Source organism: Variovorax boronicumulans (genome assembly GCF_030812215.1).
Lineage (GTDB): Bacteria > Pseudomonadota > Gammaproteobacteria > Burkholderiales > Burkholderiaceae_C > Variovorax > Variovorax boronicumulans_C.
Window position 1 is genome coordinate 252,701 of sequence record NZ_JAUSSG010000001.1, and the last position, 23,406, is coordinate 276,106.

Consider the following 23,406-nt stretch of genomic DNA (forward strand, 5'->3'; position numbering starts at 1 on the left):
CATCACTTGACGATCCACGCCTTTTCAAGATTCAGCCGCCGCAACGCCTTCATCCTGGCCGCGGCCATCGGTTTCGCCGCCACCGGCTACGCGCAGCAAGCCGCACCGCGCGTGAAGCTGGCCACCTCGGCCGGCGACATCGTGGTCGAGCTCGATGCGGCCAAGGCACCCAAGACGGTCGAGAACTTCCTGCAGTACGTGAAGGACAAGCACTACGACGGCACGGTGTTCCACCGCGTGATCGACGGCTTCATGATCCAGGGCGGAGGCTTTACCGCCGACATGAAGCAGAAGCCCACGCGCGCGCCGATCCCGCTCGAAGCGGACAACGGCCTGAAGAACGACAAGTACACGATCGCCATGGCGCGCACCGGCAACCCGAACTCGGCCACCTCGCAGTTCTTCATCAACGTGAAGAACAACGACTCGCTCAACGCGCCCAACCCCGACGGCTACGGCTACACGGTGTTCGGCAAGGTCGTGTCCGGCACCGACGTGGTCGACAAGATCCGCGCCGTGCAGACCGGCAACAAGGGCGGCATGCAGAACGTGCCTGTCGAGACCATCACCATCCAATCCGCCACGCTGGCGAAGTAATTCATCCCCAATTTCCGAAGAAGGAGTCCCTCATGAGCAACCCCCAAGTCGAACTGCACATCAAGAACTACGGCGTGATCACGCTCGAACTCGACGCCGAGAAGGCCCCCAAGTCGGCCGAGAACTTCATCGCCTACGTGAAGAAGGGCCACTACGACAACACGGTGTTCCACCGCGTGATCCCGGGCTTCATGGTGCAAGGCGGCGGCTTCGAGCCCGGCATGAAGCAAAAGCCCACCGGCGCCGAAATCGAGAACGAAGCCAACAACGGCCTGAAGAACGCCAACTACACCGTCGCCATGGCCCGCACCAGCGCGCCGCACTCGGCCACCGCGCAGTTCTTCATCAACGTGGCCGACAACGGCTTCCTGAACCACACGGCCCCCTCGGCCCAGGGCTGGGGCTACGCGGTGTTCGGCAAGGTCATCAACGGCACCGACGTGGTCGACAAGATCAAGGCCGTGAAGACGGGCCGCAAGGGCTTCCACGACGACGTGCCGCTCGAAGACGTGGTGATCGAAAAGGCTGTCGTCATCTCGGAATGACCCACAGGTACGGCGCGGCATGACCAACGTGGCGAACCCGGCTTTCACCGAGCTGGTGGCGCCGCCCGCGTGGCGCACCGTCGACCTGATCTCCGACCTGCACCTGCAGGCCGGCGAGCCCGCCACCTTCAATGCCTGGAAGGGCTACCTGGAAACCACGCCGGCCGATGCGCTCGTCATCCTCGGCGACCTGTTCGAGGTGTGGGTGGGCGACGACGCCGCAGCCGAGCCCGGCTTCGAGGCGCAATGCGCCGAACTGCTGCGCCGCACCGCCGAGCGGCTGCCGGTGTTCTTCATGCACGGCAACCGCGACTTCCTGGTCGGCCCCGCGCTCGCGGCGCAATGCGACCTCACACTGCTCGACGATCCCACCGTGCTGGTGCTGCACGGCCAGCGCTGGCTTCTGAGCCACGGCGACATCCTCTGCCTCGAAGACACCGAATACCTCAAGTTCCGCGCGATGGTTCGCACGCCCGAATGGCAGTCCGCGTTTCTAGCCCACCCGCTCGAGGAACGGCGCGCCCTTGCGCGCGCGATGCGCACGCAGAGCGAAGACCGCAAGCGCAATCCGTCGACGATCTGGGCGGACGTGGACACCGGTGCCGCCCGCCAATGGCTGCAGCAGGCCCAGGCAAGAACGATGGTGCACGGCCACACGCACCGCCCCGCCGAGCACGATCTGGGCAACGGCCTGCGCCGCATCGTGCTGAGCGACTGGGACGCGGCAGCCCATCCGCCGCGCGCGCAGTTGCTGTGCCTCTCCGCCGCCGGCGCGCAACGCGTCGACCTGCGCTAGTCGCGCCCGAACCGCGGAACTGCCGATGTTCAAGTGGCTGCGTCGTCTGCGCGCCCTGCCCCCGATTCCCGATGCCGCCTGGCAGGCCACGCTGGCGCGCTATGCCTTCCTGGCCGACCGCCCCGCTACCGATGTGCAGCGGCTGCGCGCGCTGGCGGCCGAATTCCTTCGCGACAAGGAATTCCACGGCACCCAAGGCTTTGTCATCACCGACGAGGTGGCACTGGCCATCGCCGCGCAGGCCGTGCTGCCCGTGCTGCACCTGAAGGGCCATCTCGACTGGTACGACGATTTCGTCGGCATCGTGGTGCATCCGTCCGAGGTCGTGGCGCGGCGCAAGGTCGTCGACGAGGCGCTGGTCGTGCACGAGTACGACGAGGTGGTCGCCGGCGAAGCCATGGACCGCGGCCCGGTCATGCTCAGCTGGCAGGACGTGCTCGCGAGCAGCGTCACCAGCGAAGGCGGCTACAACGTCGTGATCCACGAGTTCGCCCACAAGATCGACATGCGCGGCGGCGACGCCGATGGCTGCCCGCCCTTGCCGTCCGGCTTCGCGGGCAAGCGCAGTGCCCGCGAATCGCGCGCCGCGTGGCTGGCCGTGCTGCAACCGGCCTACGACGATTTCCGTGAGAAGACCATCATGGCCGAGCGCTTCGGTGCCGAGCCGCCGTGGCTGGACGATTACGGCGCGACATCGATCAGCGAGTTCTTCGCGGTGGCCTGCGAGGCCTACTTCGTGAATCGTCCGAACTTCGCCCGGGATTTCGCCGCGGTGACCGTTCTCTTTGATGAGTTTTTCCTGGGCAGGCAAGACTGAGCGGCGACAGGGTCCGCTGATTTCGGCACCTCCCCAAAAAAAGACGCCCCGTGGGGCGTCTTTTTCATGGCCGTGCGGCCCGTGCGGCCTTGCTTGCGTATTTACTTGCGCAGCAGCGCCTTCAACGCGTTCTGCAGACGACGTGCGCTCGCCGCATCGTGCGCCGCAGCCAGCACCTTGCCGGCATCCTGGCCCCAGGTCTGGGCCGGCGCCGGGTCGCCGCGCTTCGTCAGCAGCTTGAGTTGCAGCGCACGGCGCGCGTCGAGCTGCTCGGCGGGCGTCGGCACTTCGGCGGCCATTTCCAGGCGCAGCAGCGCTTCCGCGGCATCGCTGGCAGCAGCCGTCGGTGCGCTGCCGATGGCTTGCGACCAGTTCGTGCGCACAGCCGGCGTGACCGCGCGCCCCAGTTCCTGGACGCTCGGAAGGCGCGCCGCATCGCGCTGCTCCCAGGCGCCGAGCACTTGCGTCAGCGCCTCGCCGTGGGCTTGCGCCGCGAGCTTGCGCAGCGCCATGTCCGCGCGTTCGAGCGCTTCGCGCTGGGCGCGGAAAGCGGCATCGCCCAGACGCGGGCCGCGGTCTTCGAAGCGCGGAGGACGGTCGCCGAAACGACCGGCCGGTGCGCCGCGATCGCCACCACGGTCGCCGCGTCCATCGGGGCGAGGACCGCCACGGTCGCCGGGACGACCCGGACCTGGCCGGCCGCCGTCGCGACGGTCGCCGAACTTGCCGCCAGCGCGGCCTGCGGGCGCCGCGTCCGTCTTCCTGCTGCTGGGACGATCGTCACCACCACGCATGGCCACGACCGGCTTGGGCGCTGGCTTGGGCGCAGCGGCCGGTGCCGGGCTTTCGACAGCGGCGGCCTCACCGGCTTCGTGCGCTGCACCGTCGGCGCGTGCAGAGGCATCGGCGCCATCGGCCGGGGCCACGAGGTCGGGTGCGGCAGCCTGCGCTGCTTCGGTCGGCGCGGCTGGCGAGGCTTCCGCATCGCTCGGGCTCGGCGCCTGCTCTGCGCTTTCGGCGAATTCAGCGGCGGCCTGTCCGGGCGCCACGACTTCGGTTGCGCCGACCGACGGACCGTCGGTGCTCGCCACGGCCTGTTCGGCCTTGGGTGCGGGCGGCGGCGCTTCGCCGCGCAGCGCACCCTCGAGGCGGGCGATGGCCGCGCGGATCTTCTGCACGTCGCCGCCGGCATTGGCTGCGTCCAGCGCCTTGGAGGCCTCGAGCACATGGCGGTCGTGCTCGCTCATGGCGGCCGATGCCTTTTCGCGCTCGGCGGTCTTGCGGTTGAAGGCTTCGTCGATGGGGGCGCGGAACGCGTCCCACAGTTTCTGTTCGTGGCGGCGGTCGAGCGGCACGCTTTGCGCCTCGTGCTGCCAGCGCTGCTGCAGCGCCTTGACGGCGTCGATGCGCAGCATCGGCTGGGCGCCGAGCTCGGTGGCCTCGGCGATCATGGCCTGGCGGCGTTCGACGCTGGCCTTCTGGGCCGTCTCGAACGGCGCGCGCGCGGCACCGAAGGCTTCGTTCCACTGCGGCTGCAGCTCGGCGAACACCTTCTCGCCCACGTGGCCGGCATCGCGCCAGCGGTCGGCGAACTGGTGCAGCGCGCGGTTGTGCGCCTTCAGGTCGGTGGCGCCGGCATGCTCGGCGGCCCAGGCCTTGACCTCTTCGATCAGCGCCACGCGATGCGCGCGGTGCTCGGCCGCATCGGCGCGAACCTTCTCGAGCCAGGCTTCGACCACCTTGTGGGCTTCGTTGCAGGCTTCGTCGAAGCGCTTCCACAGTGCATGGTTCGGCACGCCACCCTGGTCGGCCTGCTTCCACTGGTCGCGCAGCGCGCGCAGTGTTTCCTGCATCTTGCGGCCGCCGAGGGCCTGGCCTTCGGGGCGCTTGAGCAGGCCTTCGGCCTTGGCGACGAGGTCTTCGCGGACCTTGTCGGCGCTCCAGCGCTGCCAGCCTTCGAGCTCACCGGCTGCAACCAGCGCGGCGTGCACACGGGCTTCGAGCGGCGACTCGACCAGCTTGCCGTGCTCCTTGAGCACCGCACGCAGCGCGGCGGCCGCGCCGGCGCTGGCCTTGCCGTGGCCTTCGGCGGTTTCCTGTTCGAGCTTGGCGAGCGCGGCCTGCACGGCGTCCTGCGCGGCGGCGCGAACGGCCGGATCGACCTTCGGCGCCGCAGGCCGTGCGGGCGCAGCGGCCTTGGGAGCGATCACCTCGCCACGCGCGCTGCGCAGCTCGTCGGCCCACACGGGCACCGGCGGCAGCGGTGCGGCGGCATCGGCTGCAGCGGCGATGGCCTGCGCCAGCGCGCTGTGGAACGCATCGGACACGACCAGCAGTTGCGACTTCGATGCCTCCAGCTGCGGCGCGAACTTGGCGTCGAGGCTGTTCCAGTTGATGTCGGAGGTGATGTCGGCAGCCTGCTGCTGCCAGTGCGTCACGTCGTTGCGCAGCGACTCTTCGGCAGCCTGGGCGTCCTGCCAGCCCTTGGTGGAGAGCACTTCAAAACGCTGTGCAAGCAGCACGGCGGCTTCGCGATGCACCTGGGCGCGGTGCTGCAGGTCTTCGATGCCCTTCACGCGTTCGGCCAGCCTGGCCTTCAGGCCGGCGAGCGGTTCGCGCGAGAGCGGTGCGCCAGCCTTGGCTGCGTCGCGCTGCCAGGCGAGTGCATCGGCGATGTTGAGCTTGGACTGGCCCAGCAGCAGTTCGGCCTTCTGCGCCCATTCGGCGGCAATCGCTTCCTGGCCCTTGGCGCGCTTGAGCTCGTCGAGCTTCTCGCGCAGCAGGCGTGCCGCGCCCTTGTCGCGACCACTCAGCTCCTTGAAGACTTCCTGCATTTGCTCGGATGCCGGGTTGCCCGCGAGCCAGTCGCGGATGCGCGCGGCGCGCTCGCCCGAAGTCGGCGCGGTGAAGGCGCCGCCGGTGAGCGTATCGAGGGCTTGAAGGTCGTGTGGCTTGGAAGAAGTAGAGGTCACTGGCGAAATCGTTGTCTTGGTAGAGAAAGCGAAGGCGCCGGCAAAGGCCGGCGCACATCGACATTTTCACCCACTTGCGATGGACCGCCGAATTCCGTGGCGGAACGGCGGCCAACGCTGGCTGCGGGGCTGGGAGATTGGCGGGAACTACATATATAGCAAGCCGATGCAAAAAGCCAAGTGGCCGTTCTTACTTCATGGTCAGTTTGAGCTCGGCGCCTGGCTTCCAGTCGGCACCGCTGGCCGTGGTGCGCACCGCGCCCAGGAACAGGCGCTCGCTCGTGAGCTTCTGTGCCAGCAGGTAGTCGCGCACCGCGGCACCGCGCTCCACGGCCAGTTGCCGCATCGACTCCTCGTCGACCGGCACGCTGGCGAACAGCAGGTTTTCCATTTCCTTGACGGGCAGGTCCTTGGCGAGGCCGACGAGGTTGCGCGGCTTGGTGATGTCGGCGCGCTTGTAGACGGCCGTCAGCAGCTCGGGGTATTCGGCGTCGGTGACCGGCGACACATCGGTGCCGGTCTGGCCGCCGCGCACCGCGACACGGCGCTTCTCGGCCTGGGTCAGCTGGCGCACGCGCTGGCGCTGGTAGGCGTCGCGCTCCTTCTCGAGGCTCGAGGTGCCGATGACCGTCATCTCCAGCGTCGGCCGCTCGGTCAGCGCCTTGGCGACCTTGTCCAGGCTTTCCTTGGCCACGGCGCTGAGCACCGAACTTCCCGGCTCGAAGGTGATGGTGCTCGATTCGCCGCTGCCGCCGCCGCCAAGACCGCCGGTGAGCAGGCTGAACGGCGCCGTCACGGCCTTGACGATCAGGTTGACCACGGCCTTCCAGATCAGCGGACCGACGCTGAACTGCGGATCGTTGAGCGACCCGCTGAGCGGCAGGTCGACGTCGATCACGCCGTTGCGGTCGGCCAGCAAGGCCACGGCCAGTTTCACCGGCAGGCTGTTGGGTGCGCCGGCGACCTCCTCGCCGAACTGCAGCTGGTTGAGCACCAGCTTGTTGGTGGCCGTGAGCTGGCCGTCGGGCGCGACCTTGTAGTTCACGTCCATGCTCATCTTGCCGCGCTCGATGCCGTGGCCGGCGTAGCGCACCGAGTACGGCGACAGCGGCGCCAAGTCGAGGTCGCGCATCTTGGCCGTGACGTCGAGCTCGAGCGGCTTGGCCAGCGGATTGAGCTTGCCGGTGATTTCCAGCGCGGCGGTCTGCTGCGCCTTGCCGCGCAGTTCCAGGTCGGCGAGCGCAGGCCGGCCGGTCTCGCCCTTGGGCGGGTTCGACGAGAAGGAACTGAGCTTGCCGGTCAGCTCGCTCAGGTCGGCCGAGTAGTTCGGCTTGACGAAGAGGTCGGTGAAATCGATCTTGCCGTTGACCAGGCTCATCGGTCCGAAGTTGATGACCGGCGTGGGGCCGGTGTCTGCGGCCGCCTGCGCCGTGGCGACAGGCGCCTGCGCCTTCGCGGGCTGCTCGGGGCTGCCGCCCACCATGGCTTCGGCCGGAACCGGTGCACCGCCCGAGCGCTGCGCCGGCGGCGCCCCGCGGGTCGTGGTGGTGGTGCCGCCCGGGCTCTTCTGGGTCTTGGCTTCGGCGGTTGCCGCAGCAGCGGCTGCCCCCTCGGCCTCGCCCTTCTTCGTCAGGTTGAGCAGGTTGAGCCGGCCGGTCGGATCGACGATCACACGGGCGAAGAAGTCGGTCAGCGTGGTCTCGCGCACGTTCACGTTCGGCGGCGCGTTGGGGGCCAGACTGACCTGCAGGCCACGCAGGCTCAGCGTCTTCCAGCTCAGGAGCTGGTTGGTGTTGCGGTCGAAACCGGGCGACTGGGTCAGCGAGACGCTGTTCGCGCGGAAGTCGTCCAGCGCGGTGTCGCCGGCCAGCTTGACGGTCATGCCGGCTGGCGTGGTCGCGTAGTGGACCGTGCCGCGGTAGCTCGCGAAAGCGCGGCGGATGTCGACGTTGAGCGCGTCCGCGTAGTAGGCCTTGAAGGCATGCGCGGGGAACGAGATCACCTCCAGCCGGCCCTCGGCCGCCAGCGGCTTGAGCACCACGTTGCCCTTGTAGTCGAACTTGCCCGGTTCGGAGCGCCCGGAACCGATGCGGCCCGAGACCTGCAACGGCGACACGGTGTTGGTCTCCGGCGCGATCTTCTGTGCGTTCAGCTTGAAGGCCGTGACCTCGACCGTCACCGGCAGCGCGCCGGCCTTGTCTGAATAAGAGAGGCTGCCGTTGTCGACTGCCATGGAGGCGATGGTCAATGCCCAGGGCTTGGTGTTGGCGTCGGCCTTGGCCGATCCGGCGCCAGCCGGCTTGGGCGCCGCGACCTTCGCTTCGGTCGCGCCGCCGCTACCGGCCGGGGTGCGCAGCCAGCGCTCGAACATCCAGCGCTTCTCGTTGTCGCGTTCCACGCGTATCTTGGGATTGGTGGCGGTGAACGAGGCGATGTTCAGCGTGTGCTGCGTCATGTCGACCTCGGCATCGACCAGCTCGAAGCGGCCGACGCTCGCCAGCGCGGTCTTGGTCTGGGTCAGCGCGAGCCCGTCGGCGGCCAGCCGGCGCGCCTTGAACTTGAGATTGGGTTGGTTCCAGGCGATGTCGATCTGCCCGCTGAGCTTGCCGTCGAGCGTGGGCTCCAGGCTCTGCGCCAGATAGGGTGCGGCCAGCGAGAGCGGGAGCGCGTCGACCTCGGTCTGCACGTCCGCCACCTTGTCGGTGGCGCTGCCCTTGAACTTGAGCGAGGCGCCGGCAATGGCGGTGCTGCCGTTGAACTGGGCCGGTTTCTCCATCGGCCAGGTGATGGCAGTGACGTCGAGCCCCAGGTCGGTCACGTCGACCGCGGCCGAGGGCTTGACGGTCTCGTCGCGCCAGCCGATGCGCCCACCACTCAGCGCCACCTTGTCGACCTGCACCCTCAGCTTGGGCTTTTCCGCCGTCTTGCCGGCTGGCGCGCTGGCTGCGGCGGCGGGGAGCGGCGCCACTTTTTCCGCAGCGCCGGTGGCCGGGTCGGTGGCCATCAGGTTGAGCTGGCCCGAGGCATCGCGCGCCACCACGAGCTGCGGATTGGCCAGCGCCACTTCGCTCAAATGGAACACCGATTCGAGCGGGCGAACGTCCGCCAGCGCAAGCTTGAGCGAATCGAAGCCCAGCAGGTCACGGCCCTTGGCGTCGCTCAGCTTCGCGCCGTGCGCCTCGACCGTGCCGTAGATCTTCAGGCCGGTGGTCGCGGCCTGCTGGAAATCGATCTTCAGGTCGGCATCGAGGCTGCCGGCCTGCAGCTTCACCGGCAGGCCGCCGGGGATGTAGCCCAGGTAAGGCACGAGGTCGAGGCCCTTGAACTGCACGTGGGCGTCGGTCTTGCGGCTTTCCGCGAAGGGCGTGGTGAAGGCGGCCGAATCGAAGTTGCTGCCGTTGAGCACGAAGGCCAGCTTGGGTTCGGTCTTGACCTCGCGCTGCGAAGCCAGGTTGCTGAGGAAGGGCACGTTGAGCACGAAGTTGCGCAACTCGTGCTTGCGCTTGACCGTCTGGTCGTCGAAGTCGACCGCGCCGTCCCTGATAGAGATGTTGTAGATCGCGAAACGCGCCGGCTCCGCCTTGGGGTCGGGCGGTGGACCCGAGGCCAGCTTGGCCAGGATGTCGTCGATGTCGTACTTGCCGTCGGCCTTGTGCGTGAGCAGGATGGCCGGCGACTCGACCGAGACCGCATCGATCACGGGCGCCAGGCGAAAGAGCGATTGCAGTTCGGCATCGGCGTAGATGCGCTTGATGGCCAGCTGCGGCTGCTTGCCGTCGGCGGTGGCGATGCGCAGGTCGTGCAGCGCAAGTTCGAGAGTCCAGGGCTTGAAATCGATCTTGCCCACGGTGACCTGCCGGCCCAGTTTCTCGCTCGCGATCTTTTGAAGCTGGCTCTTGGCAATCGGCGGTACCGCCAACCATGCGATGACCCAGAGGGCCAACAGAACCAGCAATGCGACGATCCCACGTCGCACCCATTTGTTTTGTTTGAGCGAAGCTAAATCCATCGCGGGAGTGTGCCGCAAACAAGCGTCGATGCAGAAACAAGAAAGCCCGGCAGCGCGACGGAATGTCTCGTTGCCGGGCTTGATGGCGGGCCTAACACCCAAGCCATCGATTCGCGCGACCGGAAGTCAATGGTTCCTGCCGTGCTGGCAGCAAAAGATTGCCGCCGTGGATCCTCCGTCATTCGAGCCCTTGACTTGCACCTCGGACTGCCTGACTTCGGAAAAACGCCTGAAAACCCAGGCCCGTTCAGATTAGGTGCCGCACCCTCGCATTGCAAATCCAATCTTCCAAGGGATTTCCCTTAGGCGAAATGCCTCTGTGGGGGCCGGATTTTTAAACATCTATTAGCATATGAAACGATTTTCTTATGCTTGACCGGGTATTTAGCGACGCTAGAATCCGCCCTGCCCCGACTGCCTGACGCAGCGGGGCCACCCTGAATCCGCTGCCGAGAACTCCCCCCGGCTTGATCAGGTCACCGCGCTCCTTACCCTACACCCTCCATGCGCGGAGCCTGATTCGTACCAATCCAAGCGCCGCTGCCTTCATCCATCGCCTCTCCGGGCGCTGCGAGCAGGTGCCGCACAGAAAGGAAGAGCGATGAACAAGGCGTTTGATGCCACAGCCCGCGGGCTGCGGACCTTTGTGTCCGATGTGGCAGACGGCTTTTTTGAAATCACCCACAACGGGTTCGCGTTGGTCGGCCTGGCCATCGTGTTTGCGGCCCTCGCCCTCGTGGCACGGCCCGATCTGCGCCAGACCGGCGAGGAACAGCTCATGGGCTGGCTGCAGTCGCGCAAGCCCGCGCCTGAAGTCACCGACCTGGAGCCGACCGCCATCGAGCGCACAACGGCCGCGAGCCCCGGCGACCTGCCCAAGCAGCAGGCCGCCGTGGCGTACTGGCTGAGCAAGAAGTACAGCGTGGCGGCCGAGCCGCTGAGCGTGCTCGTGGCCGAGGCCTACAACATCGGCAAGCGCACCAAGCTCGACCCAACGCTGATCCTGGCCATCATGGCCGTGGAATCCAGTTTCAATCCCTTTGCCCAGAGCCATGTCGGCGCCCAGGGCCTGATGCAGGTCATGACCCGCGTGCATGGCGACAAGTACGAAAGCGCGGGCGGCACGCTCACCGCCTTCGATCCGGTGACGAACATGCGCGTGGGCGTGAAGGTGCTGCAGGAATGCATCTCCCGCGCCGGCTCGCTCGAAGGGGGCCTGCGCTACTACGTCGGCGCGGCCAACCTGGAAGACGACGGCGGCTACGCCAACAAGGTGATGGCCGAGCATGAGCGCCTGTTGCAGGTCGCCAATGGCCGTGCGCCGTCGGTGCAGCCGCCCCGCACGACCGTGCGTGCGCAGCCGATTCCCATCGTGACGCCGGCACCGGCGCCGATCAAGGCCGAGGAAGGCTCGGAACCCGCAAAGGTCGCCCTGCTTTCCGCCGTTTCCTGAAGCTGGCCTGGCCGGGTGTGAGCTACACTCGGCCCCGTACGCGACTGGCGATAGGCGCAGCATCTGAACAAGGTGCCACGCGCTGACGTGGAATACCACTGGGAAGCGTGCCGCCTGACCACAACAGGCGTTCAGCCGTTCGCCTGGGCAGCCCTTGTTTGGTTGAAGAACAAGGACCTCGTCTTCAAAGGACTGCCATGTACCAACGCAATATCCTGGTCGAACAGACCGACCCCGAGATCTGGGCCGCCATTCAAGCCGAAAACGCGCGCCAGGAACACCACATCGAGCTGATCGCCAGCGAGAACTACGCCTCGCCGGCCGTCATGGCCGCCCAGGGCTCGCAGCTCACCAACAAGTACGCCGAAGGCTATCCGGGCAAGCGCTACTACGGCGGCTGCGAGCACGTCGACGTGGCAGAGCAGTTGGCCATCGACCGCGTCAAGCAGATCTTCGGTGCCGATGCCGCCAACGTGCAGCCGCATTGCGGCGCCTCGGCCAACGAAGCCGTGATGCTCGCCTTCCTGAAGCCCGGCGACACCATCATGGGCATGAGCCTGGCCGAAGGCGGCCACCTGACCCACGGCATGCCTCTCAACATGAGCGGCAAGTGGTTCAACGTGGTGAGCTACGGCCTGGACGCCAACGAAGCCATCGACTACGACGCGATGGAACGCAAGGCGCACGAGCACATGCCCAAGCTGATCATCGCGGGCGCCTCGGCCTACTCGCTGCACATCGACTTCGAGCGCTTTGCCAAGGTGGCCAAGGACGTGGGCGCGATCTTCATGGTCGACATCGCCCACTACGCCGGCCTCGTGGCCGCGGGCGTGTACCCCAACCCGGTGCCGCACGCCGACATCGTCACTTCCACCACCCACAAGAGCCTGCGCGGCCCGCGCGGCGGCATCATCCTGATGAAGTCGCAGCACGAGAAGGCGATCAACAGCGCGATCTTCCCGGGCCTGCAAGGCGGCCCGCTGATGCACGTGATCGCCGCCAAGGCCGTCGCGTTCAAGGAAGCGATGACGCCCGAGTTCAAAGCCTACCAGCAACAGGTGGTCAAGAACGCCAGGATCGTGGCGGACACTCTCACCGAGCGGGGCCTGCGCATCGTGAGCGGCCGCACCGAGAGCCACGTCATGCTGGTCGACCTGCGCGCCAAGGGGATCACCGGCAAGGAAGCCGAAGCCGTGCTGGGCAGCGCCCACATGACGATCAACAAGAACGCGATCCCGAATGACCCCGAAAAGCCGATGGTCACCAGCGGCGTGCGCATCGGCACCCCGGCCATGACCACCCGCGGCTTCAAGGACGAAGAGGCCCGCATCACTGCGAACCTGGTCGCCGACGTGCTCGAGAACCCGCGCGACGCGGCGAACATCGACGCGGTGCGCGCCAAGGTGCACGCGCTGACGAGCCGCTTTCCCGTCTATCGCTGATCTGCACGGTCCGACCGCATGAAATGCCCTTTTTGCGGTCATCTTGAAACGCAGGTCGTGGAGACCCGCGTTTCGGAAGACGCCGACTTCGTCCGCAGGCGCCGCCAGTGCAGCGCCTGCGACAAGCGCTTCACCACCTACGAGCGCCCCGACGTCAACTTCCCCGTGGTCGTGAAGAAAGACGGCAGCCGCGCCGACTTCGACTCCTCCAAGGTGCGCGCCTCGATGATGCTGGCCCTGCGCAAGCGTCCGGTGAGCATCGAGCAGATCGACACCGCCCTCCTGCGCATCGAGCAGAAGCTTTTGGCAAGCGGCCTGCGCGAAATCGATTCGACCAAGGTCGGCGAACTCGTGATGCGCGAGCTCAAGCGCCTGGACAAGGTCGCCTACGTGCGCTTTGCCTCGGTGTATCGCAGCTTCGAGGACGTGGACGAGTTCCGGCAGTTGCTGCGGGACATTTGAATCCGCCGGCCTCTGTTTTCACGCCCCGCTGCCTTCTCCCCTGGCGCATGCACCCGAGCCGCAATCGCCGCTCACATCCGGATTGCAGACCTTCGCCCGGCCCGACGCCGAGACGATGACCGAGGCCCTGCGCCCGGTCTCGGCCTTGAACGTCAGGCAGCCCGCGCTGAAGCCGGCCCTGGCGGTCTGGCGCGAGAACCCGTTACCGTCGTAGCGCAAGCCTTGTGCAAAGCCGCCGCCGAGCGTCGTGTCGATGCTCACACCCTGCGGCAAGGGGTCGAAGCGCCGCAGCGTTTGCGCTGGCCCCTGCGTTCGGGATGACGCGTCGGAACCGGTGCGAACCTCCCAGCCTTCGGACCAGTCTCCGCCCGCGAGTGCAGCCACCTCCACGCCCTGCGCGCGCTGGATGGCCTCCATGCGCGCAAAGCCCAGCGCCGAATTGAATCCTTGCGCAGCCGTCGCCAGACGCTGGTTGAGCAGCATGTCGCGAAAGCTCGGCACGCCGATAGCCGCCAGCACCGCGACGATGGCAACGATCGCCATCAATTCGATCAGCGTGAAGCCGCTGAGCGACGTCGTGTTGCCGCGCTTCATTGCCAGCACCTGCCGGGCAGCGTCCCGTCGCATCCTCTGCCACCCGTGCTGTCCACCCAGAGATTGCCGACGTGAGGGTCGAAGAACCCCGCCTTCAGCGTGGCCGTCAGCCGGATGCAGCCAGCGATGCTCCCCCGCCCTTCGCAATTGGCGCTCTTGACGATGTACTTGCCGCCCACGCCCCCATCCCCCGACTCGCCCTCGTAGGGCCGGTATCGCCCCACCCGGGTATAGAGCCGCTCCTGCTCCTGCATCTGCTGCATGAGCGCGGAACGCCCCTCGCTGCGCCAGCTCTTGCGCACGAAATCCATGTAGGACGGATAGGAGATGGCGGCCAGGATCGCGGCGATGGCCAGCACGATCAGCATCTCGATCAGCGTGAAGCCGCGAAGCACCGGGGCCCTCATTGCTTTGCCCTCCGGAAGTCGGAGATCTGTCGCCAGTTCAGCCGTCTGCCGGTCTGGCCCGCGTTGCCGTCTCCGACGGGCTGCGCGGTCGAGAGGCCTGCGCCCCGGCCGCTGCGCGCGCCCGTGCTGACGATGGCGAGGCGCTTCGTTTCCGGGCGGCGCCCGAATGCATCGGACGCACCGAAGCCGGCCGTGCCCAGTTGCACCAGATGAGGCGCACCCAGCATGCCGGCGCTCGATGGCATGCAGGTGCCGCCCTGCGAGAGCCCCGTCATCGCATTCACCGCGCAGGTGCGGCCGCCGCCGTCGGCGCTGCATGCGCTGGAATCGGGAATCAACGTGTTGAAGAACAACTGGCCATCGCCGAGCATCGGCTTGAAGACCAGCCGCTCGCCCCGCTCGAGCCCCGCCGGCAGGTCGAAGTACCAGCCGCGCCGGGCATTCGTCTTGCCGTCGAACGCGCCATACACGAAGGCATCGCCGGTGACCGGGGGAAATGCCTGTCCATCGACAGCGCCGGCCTTGCGCTGCTGCAACTGCGCGCGCGCTTCGCCGGCGGGAATGGCCACGCCGTTGTCGTACACGCCATACACCGTCTGCACGCCGCGGCTCGAACGCCCCAGGTCTTCGGGGCTCACGAACTTTCCGGTTCCGAAGAGCACGATCGCGCCGCCCGCCGGCCCCACGCCGACCTCGGGCGCAACGGTGATCGGCTGCCGCTTCGCATCCGCGCCGCTGCCGGCCGTGGCGACCATCAAGGGCTTGCCGTTCAGCGCCAGTGCCCTGGCGCCCCACGGGGCATTGCCCGAGAAATCGAACTTCCACAGATTGCCCTGCGTGTCGCCTGCGTAGAGAAAGCGCGTGGCGTCGTCCGCGCCCGCGTAATCGCCCGGGGTGCTCAAGACATTCACGAGGGTCTTGTCCTTGGGGATCGGGAGGACGATCTTGTAGTAGTTGGTGTTTTGCTTCCAGGCTTCGCCTGCGGCCTTGTCCAGCGACAGCAGGAACAGCGCGGCCTGCTTGTCGGGATTGGCGTTGTTGAAGCCCGAGGGAACGACGGCAAACCAGCCATAGGTCGCCGCCCGGGTTCTGGTGGCCGCCGCGGTTCGGAACTTCATGATGCGCGGCGCCTGGGTCACATGGCCCATGTCGTCGTCATATGCGCCGCTGAATTCCCAGAGCACCTTGTCCGCCGAGAACGCCGCGGGATCCGTCACGTCGAGCGCGAAGACGCCGGTGGCTCCGCCGCCGTTGCCGGAAACCAGCACGGTCTTCCACTCGCCGCCGGCCATGCGGGCGTCGCCGACGACGGGTGTTCCGTCGACGTAGCTGCGGTGCACATAGTCCGGCGAGGTGTAGGCGGCCAGCCGGGCGAACATGATGCGCGGCACATAGGCGAAGAGCTCGTTCCCGGTGCGGGCGTCGAAGGCATGCAGCATGCCGTCGTTGGCACCGACGTACACGACGGGCGGCCGGTCGCGATGGGCGGCCAGGAATCTTTCGTGGCCCGGCTCCTGGATCGCGAGGCCGGGTGCCCCCACATGCAACGGGTTCGAATTGGTCACGTCGCCCATGACCGAATCGCGCACGCGAAAAATGCCCTGCGGGGCGGACAGTTCCCTCCGGCGATCCCCACGCAGATAAGCCAGCCGCTCCGCGCCCAGGCCATCGGAGGTTTCCGGCACGGCATAGGGCGTTGCGTTCAGCCAGCCGCGCAGCCCGTTGTCGAGCGCTTCCCATTGAAATGGCGTGCCGGCATCCGCCGTCGAGAGCGTGAAGATGCGCCTGCTCGCGACATCGCGCGCGGCCAGGGGCGGCACGGCGTTCGGGTTGCCGGTCAACAGCTCGCCGGCGTCCCAGTCGGGCTTGTCGGCAGGCTGGACCGCGCCGGTCGCCGCATCGAGCTGGAGGGGATGCGACAGCAACGTGCCCGACCAGCGTCGCCCGTTGAACTGCGGCACGTAGAGGCGCGCGCCGCCCTGCGTGATCGTGTTCGACGACATGGCGCTTCCCGCCGTGGTGCCGCCGGTCGGCGCCACGGCGCGCAGGAAGATCCGGCGGACGGCCTCGGTCATCTGTGCCGGTTCGCCGGCCAGGAAGTAGTTGGCGGGCTTGGGCTGGCCGTCGCCGTCGAGGCCTTCGGCCCATTCGGAACCGCCGCCCGACGCAAGGAACGGATTGCCGTCGTCGTTGCTGTCGGCAAAACCGCCGTACTTCGCGGCCAGGTAGAAGACGCTGCCGCGTTGCCGCTGCCCGATGGCGCTCGTACCGCCCTGCCCCATGTCGATGGCGAAGGTCTGCACGCGCAAGCCGGGATGGTCGCTGCGTATCTTCTGCGTGCGGGCCCAGTAAGCAAGGCCTGCCATCCCGAACGATCCCTTGTCGGCGCCGGTTTCAGCGCTCGCGATGTCGGCCGAGGTCAACGACACGCCGCCCTTGTAGTTGAACGCCCGCGGCCCCTCGTTGCCACGGGTGGTGAGACCCGCCTTGCCCGACGGGTGCGCATAGGCCAGCGCCTCCCTGTTTTCGAAGGCGCCGACCAGGCCTGTCCAGTGGGCCGTGTCGGGCTCATGGTCAGCGATGTTGAAGCTGCGATCGAAATCGCCGATGGAGTTTCCCCTCGACATGCCGGGCAACGAGCGGTCGTAGTGGGTGTCGGCATCGCCGATCACCAGGACATCGTTTCTCTGGCAGCTGACGGCGATGGGGTCGCGATGGCCTCGGGGGCTGTCGCTACCGGCTACCGCCTGCGGCGTCGGCGCCTTGCCCTGCAGGTAGCGCAGCGACTCGTAGTAAAGCTCCCCTGCAGGATCGAACACGCTGTACGCGCCATGTCGGACGCCGTTGCGCCCGAAGCGGTTGATGGCGTTGACGACACCAGGGCCCTCTGCAGTGTCGGCCTTGAAGACGCCCGTTGTCGCATGCCACTCTGCCTGCGGGTTGTCGACCATGTCGAAAGCGGTGTCGATCTTCCTGGGTCCGACGTGCTTCATCGGTGCGCGCAGGACACCGCCGTAGCGTGCGGGATCGTCGTCCGGCAAGTAGCCGAAAACGGAGAACTTCATCCGCCCGGCATGGCGCTGGATGGCCCCCACGGGCTTGGAATTGCCAGCCGGGTACCTGGCACAGAGCCCGGGACGAATCGCCGCCTCGGCCGCCGCGCACACCTCGACGCGCGCGATGTAAGACGTGCCGCCCGGCGCCGCGCAAGTGCCGGCAGCGGCAGGCCCGACGACAAACCGATCGAGGCAACTGCTGAAGTGCAGCGAGTCCGTCGCGCGCATTCCGCCGCGCGCGCCCGTGACGAGTGGCGTCAGCCTGTTCAGGTTGCCGATGATCGCCTTGTCGGGGAAGTGGGTGCTGCGATGAAAGTCCTCCGGCAACACCGCGCGCTGCAGCACCGTGCGGCCGGGTTCGTCGATCACGCGGTCGCCGCCCGTCAATGCGAGGCGCACTCCGTCTAGGGAAGACGACACTGCCCAGTTCAGCAGGTTGCCGCTCCACTGGTTGGTGCAGGCTATCTCTCCGCCGCTCAGCCTTGCTGCGGTGGACGAGCGCTTGAAGTAACCGTCACCCGGCGCATAGCTGTAGCAGCCCATCGCGTCCCAGTAGCCGCCGTAGATTTTCTTCGCGTCGAAGTTGTCGCGGTACGCGGCACCGGCATTCGCGCGCTTCAGCGAAAGATCGATCACCAGCCCCGGGTCGGCGCGCGAAGCCAGCGAAAACATCGGCTCGCCCGGAAGCTCCGCGTCTGCTGCGTTGGCCGCCGTCGCGACATGGAAGCACGTGGCGGCAAAGGCCGCCATCGCGCAAATTCGAAGAGAGCGCATGAAGGTCCCGTCCTCAGGAAGGGCAGCCAAGGCTGGCCGCCGGTTTGTACAAGGTGGTCTGCAGAACGACCTGTGTCTCTTCACGCATGCCGTAGCCGATGGCCGTGACGCGAAAGATGTAGCTGGCGTCCTGGGCACTCGCGCTCTGCAACGTGTTGGCGTGCCAGCCGCGGCTGCGAACCGCTTCCACGATGTAGCGCGGCGCACGGGCCGGCGACGCGCCGGCGCTGCTGTCGGTGGCGGCGTCGCCGCTGAAGTAGGTCTGGCCCGTGAAGGTGCCGTAGGCGACCGACTTGCCGCTCCCAGCCGAAAGATCGACGGTCATCCACGCCGGATCGACGCCCGGCCCGGCTGGTGCGCACAACCCCTGCTGCTCGCCGTCGCCACCACACCCTGCGACGAAGGCCGTCGCATCCTGGCGATTGAAAAGGCAGAGGCGCTGCCGTGGGTTCTCGTTGGGCCCGAGCACGTCTGTTTCGGCATCGACAAGGGCAGCCTCGGCCGCCTGGAATGCCACCTCGGCATCGCGGTCGTTGCGGGCGCTGCGCTCGTTGACCAGCGAGACCTGCGCCGCTCCGAGGCCCAGCACGGTCACCACGACGAGAAGCAGCAGCACGACGATCAGCGAGAAGCCCCGCTGCAACGGCGAAAGACGGCGCGGACTCACGATGCCGGCGCCTTCATTGCATTGCGCAGCATGACCGTGAAGGTCGCCACACGCCGCAGCCGGCCATCGGCCGCGGGCCTGAAGCTCAGCTCGGAGAAATCGGTACCCAACGGATAGAGCACCTCCTCCGCCTCCTGGCGCCCGCCCCGGCTAAGCGCGCTGCGCGCCACCATGCCGATGCGCAGGCCCACCACCTTGCGCCATTCGTCGCCGACCTTGTCTCTGGAGGCCGCCATGGCCTCGAGCTGCGCGGCGTCCAGCCACTGCTCGGGAACGCCGTTGCCGTCGGCGTCGTGGCCGTAGACAACCTTGAACACTTCGATGCCGCGCGCCAGGGGTTGCGCACTGAACGCCCCGCCCTTGCCGCTGCGGTACTTGCAGTAGAGCTCGGGCTCCCTGTCCGCGGCTTCGGCGACATAGAAAAAACTCCAGGCGCGGTCTGCGGAGACAGGCGTGTCCGCCGCCGGACCGGGCTGGGCGAAACCCATGCAGTCGATCATGGTGCCGTCGGGTTCGGTGCCGTCGCCATCGGCACGGCTGCGGCCGAAAAAGCGGACCCGCAGCGAATCGCTGGCGTTGATGCCGCGCGTGCCGTGCGCGCCGTGGCTATCGCCAACGCCGCTGACGCGGGTGTCGCTCGCGCCCACGATGTCGAGGTCGGCGGGGTCGTCCGACGATGCCGTGGCGCCCGTGCTGCCTGCCGTGCCTTCGGAACCCTGGGGGCCCCCGGCGTCGGGCGTGTAGTCGGAATAGCCCGCCTGCCGCGCGACGCTCCTGACGACGAAACCCGCGAACCTCAGCGACTCCTCCACCGCCTGTGCGTCGGCATCGGCCGTGAACAAGCGCTGGCTGGCGACAAAGGCGACCGTGGCCGCGAGCACGACGACCATTGCAACGACCATGGCAACCAACAGCTCGACCAGCGTCACACCGCGTTCGAGCACGCGGCCGGCGAACTCAGGAACCCGCCTGGCCATCGCGCACCTGCCCTGCGACCAGTTGCATCACCAGCCGCGGCGCCGACGATGAATCCGCCTTCGCACCGAGGCCGGCGCGCGGCGTCCAGCCAAGCTTCACGACCACGGTGCGGCCCGTTTTGCTGCATGTCCACGTGTACGCCTGCGCTGCCGCGTTCCACGGCGCCTCGTCGAAGCACACGCTGACGCGCGCATCGGGCAGCGCCTTGGCGATGCGGCGCTGCCACTCGTTCATGTCCCATGCCGCAAGGTCCGCCGTGCTGCAAACCGCGCCGCCGCCCACGCAGGCCGCACCGGTGGCAGCGGCCTCCGATGCGCCGCCCTCGCGCCAGTCCTCGACAAGGTAGGCATTGCCGGCGTCGTTGCGCGTGGCGATGCCCTTGTTCATTCGCACCTTCTCCGACAGGTCGCGCGCCAGACTGAGCGCTGCCGTGAAAGTGGCCGACTCGTTGCTGGTGCGCACCGACGCCAGCAGCATGCCGATCGCGCCGAGCAGTCCCATGCTCAATACGACGATGGATACCAATACCTCCACGAGCGAAAAGCCCGCGGCCCGATGCTTCGTTGAAGCCATGTTCGATGTCCTCCCTGATCTGCTGCAACTTGTGTTGCTTCTTTGTTCCCGCCATCGAACTTCGAGCGTAGGGGCGGCTTGCGGCAGGGCGCGCACCGTTCATCCGCATGGGTATGCCGCTCGTATGATCGAACGGCACCGGTGTTAAATTTTTCCCGTCCCGCCTCTTTCCTTCCCATGCCTTCACACGAACAAGACGCGCAGCACATCGCGACAGCCTTGCGCCTGGCTTCCGACGCCTTGCTGCTGACCGATCCGAACCCGCGCGTGGGCTGCGTGCTGTGCGACGCCGATGGGCGCGTGCTGGGCCAGGGGCACACGCAGAAGGCCGGCGGGCCCCATGCCGAGGTGATGGCGCTGCGCGATGCGGCAGCCCAAGGTCACTCGGTCGAAGGCGCGACGGCCTATGTCACGCTGGAGCCCTGTTCGCATCACGGCCGCACCGGGCCTTGCTGCGATGCGCTGATTGCGGCGGGCATCGGGCGGGTCGTGGCATCGTTGGCCGATCCGAACCCGCTGGTCGCGGGCCAGGGCTTCGAGCGGCTGCGCGCGGCGGGTGTCGAGGTCGAGGTCGGCCCCGGCGCCGCCGAATCGCGCGAGCTCAACATCGGGTTCTTCAGCCGCATGGTGCGCAAGACGCCGTGGGTGCGGCTCAAGGTGGCGGCCTCGCTGGACGGCAAGACGGGGCTGGAGAACGGCGTGAGCCAATGGATCACCTCCGAGCCCGCGCGTATGGACGGCCACGCCTGGCGCGCCCGCGCGAGCGCCGTGCTGACCGGCGTCGGCACCGTGCTCGAGGACAACCCGCGCCTCGATGTACGGCTGGTCGAGACGCCGCGCCAGCCGCATCTCGTGGTGGTCGACAGCCGTCTTCAAACGCCGCCCGACGCTCACATATTCATAGCAGGCCGGCCCGTTTGGATCTATGCGGCGGTGCGGAACGAAGCCAAGGCCGCCGCGCTCGAAGCCCGTGGCGCCACCGTCACCTGCCTGGCGAATGCCGATGGCAAGGTCGATCTGGGCGCGATGCTGAAAGATTTGGCAGTGCGCGGCGTCAACGAGCTGCATGTCGAGTCGGGACACAAGCTCAACGGCTCGCTGATCCGGGAGGGCTGCGTCGATGAACTGCTCGTTTACCTCGCCCCAAAGCTGATCGGCCAGGGGCTCGACATCGCCAGCCACATTCACACAGACGGCCCTCTGACTGCGTTGACGGGCGCCCTTCCCCTCGAATTCAGGTCCGTGGACATGCTCGGCCCCGATATCCGAATCCTCGCCCGGGTCCGCGAAAAAGACGTCTTCTAGAGAGATGGATAGCGGCGGCCGCCGCCGGGCCACCCCAAGGCGGGCCGCACCTGCGCCTCGGGGGGTAGCGAATTGCATGGCGCAAAGCGCCATGAAAAGCCGGGGGGGCTTGGATGTCTGCGAAAATGTGCAAATGTTCACCGGAATCATCACCGGCGTGGGGCGCATCGCCGCCATCCACGACCTCGGCACCTCCTCCTCCTACGGCAAAAGACTCAGCATTGCGGTGCCTGACGGCTATCTCGACGACGTCGGGCTGGGCGACAGCATCGCGCTGAACGGCGCCTGCATGACCGTCACCACGCTCGCTCCCGAGCGGCAGCAGTTCACCATCGACATTTCGGCCGAATCCCTCGACAAGACCGCGGGCCTGACCGACGAGGGCAGCCGCATCAACCTCGAAAAGGCCCTGCGCGCGAGCGACCGCCTCGGTGGCCACATCGTCTCGGGCCATGTGGACGGCATCGGCACGGTGAGCTTCTTCGAGCCGGTCGGCGAAAGCTGGGAATTGCGCGTGGTCGCACCGCCCGCCCTCGCCCGCTTCCTGGCCTACAAGGGCTCGATCACCATCAACGGCGTGAGCCTCACCGTCAACAGCGTCAAAGACACCGAAGACGGCGCCGAGATCAGCATCAACCTGATCCCGCACACCGTGGACAACACCTCCCTCGGCGGCCTCAAGGCCGGCTCGAAGGTCAATCTAGAAATCGACACCGTGGCGCGCTACGTGGAGCGCATGCTCCAGGCCGGCGTCGGGGTCCCGCAGACCGCCACGTATTCCAAGGACACCGCCGAATGAACGCCTCCGTCACGCCCATCGGCGCCGCCCCGAGCGCCGCGCGCGCGCCAGCCCCCATTTCATCGGTCGAGGAGATCGTCGCCGAGCTGGCCGCGGGCCGCATGGTGATCCTGGTGGACGAGGAAGACCGCGAGAACGAAGGCGACATCGTCATCGCGGCCGACCACATCACGCCCGAAGCCATCAATTTCATGGCCCGCCATGCGCGCGGCCTCATCTGCCTCACGCTCTCGCGCGAAATGTGCGAGCGGCTGCAGCTGCCGCCGATGGTCCAGCGCAACGGCGCCAAGCATTCGACCGCCTTCACCGTGTCCATCGAAGCGGCAGAAGGCGTGACCACCGGCATCTCTGCCGCCGACCGCGCCCGCACCGTGCAGGCGGCCGTCGCGCGCAATGCCGTGGCCGCCGACCTGGTGCAGCCCGGCCACATCTTCCCGCTGCAGGCGGTGGACGGCGGCGTGCTGATGCGCGCCGGCCATACCGAAGCCGGCTGCGACCTCGCCGCCATGGCCGGCTGCTCGCCCGCCTCGGTGATCTGCGAGGTGATGAACGAAGACGGCACCATGGCCCGCCTGCCCGACCTGCAGGTCTTCGCGGCCGAGCACGACATCAAGATCGGCACCATCGCCGCGCTCATCGAGCACAGGAGCCGCGTCGAATCGCTGGTCGAGAAGGTCGGCTGCCGCGAGATTCAAACCGCCTGGGGCGCCTTCACCGCCCACGCCTTCATCGACAAGCCCAGCCGCGGGGTGCACCTGGCGCTCGTGCGCGGCAAGTGGGCGCCTGAAGACACGGTGTCGGTGCGCGTGCACGAGCCGCTCTCGGTGCTCGATGCGCTCGAAATCAACCGCTCGCTGCACTCCTGGAGCCTGGACGCCAGCCTCTCGCACATCGCGACCGAGGGCAAGGGCGTGGCCGTGCTGCTGAATTGCGGCGAGACAGCCGGCGAGCTGCTCGCGCAGTTCGACGGCACCGCGCGCCCGGCGCAAGCGCCCGAGCGCGGCCGCATGGACCTGCGCAGCTACGGCATCGGCGCACAGATCCTGCGCGAATGCGGCGTGCACAAGATGAACCTGCTGGGCACGCCGCGTCGCATGCCCAGCATGGCAGCGGGCTACGGCCTCGAAATCGCCGGCTACCTCACGAAAGACTGACCGACC

The 23,406-nt window shown here is 67.5% G+C and carries 18 protein-coding genes and 1 riboswitch; of the genes, 10 read left to right on the forward strand and 8 right to left on the reverse strand.

The annotated features are described in order from the left end of the window. Positions 1-6: 6 nt before the first annotated feature. From J2W23_RS01245 to J2W23_RS01260, 4 genes are read left to right on the forward strand one after another with little or no spacing between them, the layout of a single operon-like run. Complete coding sequence (locus J2W23_RS01245) at positions 7-597, forward strand: peptidylprolyl isomerase (RefSeq protein ID WP_176657992.1); 591 nt, start codon at positions 7-9, stop codon at positions 595-597. Between the two features lie 32 nt (positions 598-629). Then, positions 630-1,142: a peptidylprolyl isomerase gene (locus J2W23_RS01250; RefSeq protein WP_176657993.1), complete on the forward strand. Its 513-nt coding sequence runs from the start codon at positions 630-632 to the stop codon at positions 1,140-1,142. Positions 1,143-1,161: 19 nt separating this feature from the next. Further along, positions 1,162-1,938: a UDP-2,3-diacylglucosamine diphosphatase gene (locus J2W23_RS01255; protein WP_307647381.1), complete on the forward strand. Its 777-nt coding sequence runs from the start codon at positions 1,162-1,164 to the stop codon at positions 1,936-1,938. A 25-nt stretch (positions 1,939-1,963) separates the two neighbouring features. Further along, entirely contained in the window at positions 1,964-2,755 is a 792-nt protein-coding gene (locus tag J2W23_RS01260; protein WP_307647382.1) for a M90 family metallopeptidase, read from the forward strand. A 101-nt stretch (positions 2,756-2,856) separates the two neighbouring features. On the opposite strand, the gene J2W23_RS01265 is transcribed toward J2W23_RS01260, so the two are convergent. Together J2W23_RS01265 and J2W23_RS01270 are read right to left on the reverse strand one after the other, a co-directional pair. Beyond that, positions 2,857-5,727, reverse strand: coding sequence for a DUF349 domain-containing protein (locus J2W23_RS01265; RefSeq protein WP_307647383.1), 2,871 nt, complete (start codon positions 5,725-5,727; stop codon positions 2,857-2,859). Positions 5,728-5,917: 190 nt separating this feature from the next. Then, positions 5,918-9,736, reverse strand: a complete 3,819-nt coding sequence (locus tag J2W23_RS01270) for a DUF748 domain-containing protein (RefSeq protein ID WP_307647384.1) — start codon at positions 9,734-9,736, stop codon at positions 5,918-5,920. 601 nt (positions 9,737-10,337) lie between these two features. On the opposite strand from J2W23_RS01270, the gene J2W23_RS01275 reads away from it, so the two are divergent. The 3 genes from J2W23_RS01275 to nrdR all read left to right on the forward strand — a co-directional run bounded on the left by J2W23_RS01275 (position 10,338) and on the right by nrdR (position 13,093). Next, the gene (locus J2W23_RS01275) at positions 10,338-11,189 is read left to right on the forward strand and encodes a lytic transglycosylase domain-containing protein (RefSeq protein ID WP_176657998.1); all 852 of its coding nucleotides are present in this window, start codon (positions 10,338-10,340) and stop codon (positions 11,187-11,189) included. Between the two features lie 30 nt (positions 11,190-11,219). Beyond that, a riboswitch (ZMP/ZTP riboswitch) is annotated at positions 11,220-11,345 on the forward strand. Between the two features lie 41 nt (positions 11,346-11,386). Further along, positions 11,387-12,631 (forward strand): serine hydroxymethyltransferase, encoded by a 1,245-nt coding sequence (gene glyA, locus J2W23_RS01280; RefSeq protein WP_176657999.1) that lies wholly within the window; start codon positions 11,387-11,389, stop codon positions 12,629-12,631. Between the two features lie 18 nt (positions 12,632-12,649). Continuing rightward, positions 12,650-13,093 carry a transcriptional regulator NrdR gene (gene nrdR, locus J2W23_RS01285; RefSeq protein ID WP_013541926.1) on the forward strand — a complete coding sequence of 148 codons (444 nt, stop codon included), beginning with the start codon at positions 12,650-12,652 and terminating at the stop codon, positions 13,091-13,093. Between the two features lie 18 nt (positions 13,094-13,111). Here the strand turns inward: nrdR and J2W23_RS01290 are convergent, their stop codons facing one another. The 6 genes from J2W23_RS01290 to pilV are packed head-to-tail and all read right to left on the reverse strand — an operon-like array spanning position 13,112 to position 20,142. Then, positions 13,112-13,687, reverse strand: a complete 576-nt coding sequence (locus J2W23_RS01290; RefSeq protein ID WP_307647385.1) for a GspH/FimT family pseudopilin — start codon at positions 13,685-13,687, stop codon at positions 13,112-13,114. After that, complete coding sequence (locus J2W23_RS01295; RefSeq protein WP_176658001.1) at positions 13,684-14,094, reverse strand: type IV pilin protein; 411 nt, start codon at positions 14,092-14,094, stop codon at positions 13,684-13,686. Before J2W23_RS01295 ends, J2W23_RS01290 begins: the two co-directional genes overlap by 4 nt. Further along, positions 14,091-17,924 (reverse strand): pilus assembly protein, encoded by a 3,834-nt coding sequence (locus J2W23_RS01300; RefSeq protein ID WP_307647386.1) that lies wholly within the window; start codon positions 17,922-17,924, stop codon positions 14,091-14,093. Before J2W23_RS01300 ends, J2W23_RS01295 begins: the two co-directional genes overlap by 4 nt. A 13-nt stretch (positions 17,925-17,937) precedes the next feature. After that, positions 17,938-18,591, reverse strand: coding sequence for a pilus assembly PilX family protein (locus J2W23_RS01305; protein ID WP_307647387.1), 654 nt, complete (start codon positions 18,589-18,591; stop codon positions 17,938-17,940). Next, the gene (locus J2W23_RS01310) at positions 18,588-19,568 is read right to left on the reverse strand and encodes a PilW family protein (protein ID WP_307647388.1); all 981 of its coding nucleotides are present in this window, start codon (positions 19,566-19,568) and stop codon (positions 18,588-18,590) included. Before J2W23_RS01310 ends, J2W23_RS01305 begins: the two co-directional genes overlap by 4 nt. Further along, on the reverse strand, positions 19,549-20,142 hold the full coding sequence (gene pilV / locus J2W23_RS01315) for a type IV pilus modification protein PilV (protein WP_307647389.1): 594 nt from the start codon (positions 20,140-20,142) through the stop codon (positions 19,549-19,551). Before pilV ends, J2W23_RS01310 begins: the two co-directional genes overlap by 20 nt. A gap of 177 nt (positions 20,143-20,319) precedes the next feature. Between pilV and ribD the strand changes: the two genes are divergently transcribed. The 3 genes from ribD to ribBA all read left to right on the forward strand — a co-directional run bounded on the left by ribD (position 20,320) and on the right by ribBA (position 23,400). Beyond that, positions 20,320-21,447: a bifunctional diaminohydroxyphosphoribosylaminopyrimidine deaminase/5-amino-6-(5-phosphoribosylamino)uracil reductase RibD gene (ribD, locus tag J2W23_RS01320; RefSeq protein ID WP_307647390.1), complete on the forward strand. Its 1,128-nt coding sequence runs from the start codon at positions 20,320-20,322 to the stop codon at positions 21,445-21,447. Positions 21,448-21,580: 133 nt separating this feature from the next. Next, complete coding sequence (locus J2W23_RS01325; protein ID WP_307647391.1) at positions 21,581-22,246, forward strand: riboflavin synthase; 666 nt, start codon at positions 21,581-21,583, stop codon at positions 22,244-22,246. Further along, the gene (ribBA, locus tag J2W23_RS01330; RefSeq protein WP_176658008.1) at positions 22,243-23,400 is read left to right on the forward strand and encodes a bifunctional 3,4-dihydroxy-2-butanone-4-phosphate synthase/GTP cyclohydrolase II; all 1,158 of its coding nucleotides are present in this window, start codon (positions 22,243-22,245) and stop codon (positions 23,398-23,400) included. Before J2W23_RS01325 ends, ribBA begins: the two co-directional genes overlap by 4 nt. Positions 23,401-23,406 lie beyond the last annotated feature (6 nt).

Coding starts and splice junctions, on each gene's coding strand:
- J2W23_RS01250 (WP_176657993.1), top strand. CDS start 630: ATGAGCAACCCCCAAGTCGAACTGCACATCAAGAACTACGGCGTGATC.
- J2W23_RS01255 (WP_307647381.1), top strand. CDS start 1,162: ATGACCAACGTGGCGAACCCGGCTTTCACCGAGCTGGTGGCGCCGCCC.
- J2W23_RS01260 (WP_307647382.1), top strand. CDS start 1,964: ATGTTCAAGTGGCTGCGTCGTCTGCGCGCCCTGCCCCCGATTCCCGAT.
- J2W23_RS01270 (WP_307647384.1), bottom strand. CDS start 9,736: ATGGATTTAGCTTCGCTCAAACAAAACAAATGGGTGCGACGTGGGATC.
- J2W23_RS01275 (WP_176657998.1), top strand. CDS start 10,338: ATGAACAAGGCGTTTGATGCCACAGCCCGCGGGCTGCGGACCTTTGTG.
- glyA (WP_176657999.1), top strand. CDS start 11,387: ATGTACCAACGCAATATCCTGGTCGAACAGACCGACCCCGAGATCTGG.
- nrdR (WP_013541926.1), top strand. CDS start 12,650: ATGAAATGCCCTTTTTGCGGTCATCTTGAAACGCAGGTCGTGGAGACC.
- J2W23_RS01290 (WP_307647385.1), bottom strand. CDS start 13,687: ATGAAGCGCGGCAACACGACGTCGCTCAGCGGCTTCACGCTGATCGAA.
- J2W23_RS01295 (WP_176658001.1), bottom strand. CDS start 14,094: ATGAGGGCCCCGGTGCTTCGCGGCTTCACGCTGATCGAGATGCTGATC.
- J2W23_RS01300 (WP_307647386.1), bottom strand. CDS start 17,924: ATGCGCTCTCTTCGAATTTGCGCGATGGCGGCCTTTGCCGCCACGTGC.
- J2W23_RS01310 (WP_307647388.1), bottom strand. CDS start 19,568: ATGGCCAGGCGGGTTCCTGAGTTCGCCGGCCGCGTGCTCGAACGCGGT.
- pilV (WP_307647389.1), bottom strand. CDS start 20,142: ATGGCTTCAACGAAGCATCGGGCCGCGGGCTTTTCGCTCGTGGAGGTA.
- ribD (WP_307647390.1), top strand. CDS start 20,320: ATGCCTTCACACGAACAAGACGCGCAGCACATCGCGACAGCCTTGCGC.
- J2W23_RS01325 (WP_307647391.1), top strand. CDS start 21,581: ATGTTCACCGGAATCATCACCGGCGTGGGGCGCATCGCCGCCATCCAC.
- ribBA (WP_176658008.1), top strand. CDS start 22,243: ATGAACGCCTCCGTCACGCCCATCGGCGCCGCCCCGAGCGCCGCGCGC.